This window comes from Micrococcus lacusdianchii, assembly GCF_023155805.1.
GTDB lineage: Bacteria > Actinomycetota > Actinomycetes > Actinomycetales > Micrococcaceae > Micrococcus > Micrococcus lacusdianchii.
Genome location: NZ_JAKNUW010000052.1, coordinates 1 through 872 on the forward strand (window position 1 = coordinate 1; position 872 = coordinate 872).

Genomic DNA, 872 nt, shown 5'->3' on the forward strand with positions numbered 1-872 from the left:
CGCGGTCGGCGGCGCCGCGGATCCCGAGGCCGCCGCGGCCGACGGCGCCGCGGATCCCGAGGCCGCCACGACGGCCGCCGTCGCCCTGCCGGCCGCGGTCGCCTCGCGGGTCGAGGCGGAGCCCGTCCCCGCCTCCGCGACCTCCACCGCGCCGTCCCCGGCGGCCGCGCGCCGCGCCCGCACGCGCGCCGCCCTGCGGATCCTGCCGTGGCGCTCGGGCCGGCTGTGGGCCGGCGTCGCGTGGGCCACGGGGACGCACCTGTCCGCGGCGCTGCTCGCGGGGCTCTCGGGCTGGCTCATCGTCACCGCGGCGGGGCGGCCGCCCGTGCTGTACCTGCTCTCCGTGATCGTGCTGGTCCGCGCCTTCGGCCTGTCCCGCGCGGTGTTCCGCTACCTGGACCGGCTGGCCACCCACGACGCCGTCCTCGGCTGGGCCTCCCGGCTGCGGCTGCGGCTGTGGGACGCCCTGGGTCGCCGGCCCGCCCTGTGGGGGCGCCTGAGCCGCGCCGACGGGGCGCTGTCCGTGCTCGTCGCGGACGTGGACGCCCTGCGGGACGCCGCGCCGCGCGTGATGGTGCCCGTGCCGGCGGCCGTGCTCGCGTGGCTCGTGAGCGCCGGAGCCGTGGCCCTGCTGGCCCCGGAGCTGGCCGCGGCCGCCCTCGTGCCCGGCGCCCTGGGGCTCGTGGCGATCCCCGTCGTCGTCGCGGCGCTCGACCGGCGCCAGACCCAGGCGGCCGTGCGCCACCGCGCCGGGCTGCTGGACCGGGTCGCGGCCGTGCTCGCCGCCGCCCCGGACCTGCACGGCCTCGGCCGGGCCCGGGCGGCCGCCGACCGGCTCGCGGAGGCGGACGCCGCCCTGCAGGGGCCCCAGC

The 872-nt window shown here is 82.3% G+C and carries 1 pseudogene; it reads left to right on the plus strand.

From position 1 onward, the window contains the following. A pseudogene (locus MA879_RS12295) lies at window positions 1-872 on the plus strand (thiol reductant ABC exporter subunit CydC); the annotation flags it as partial.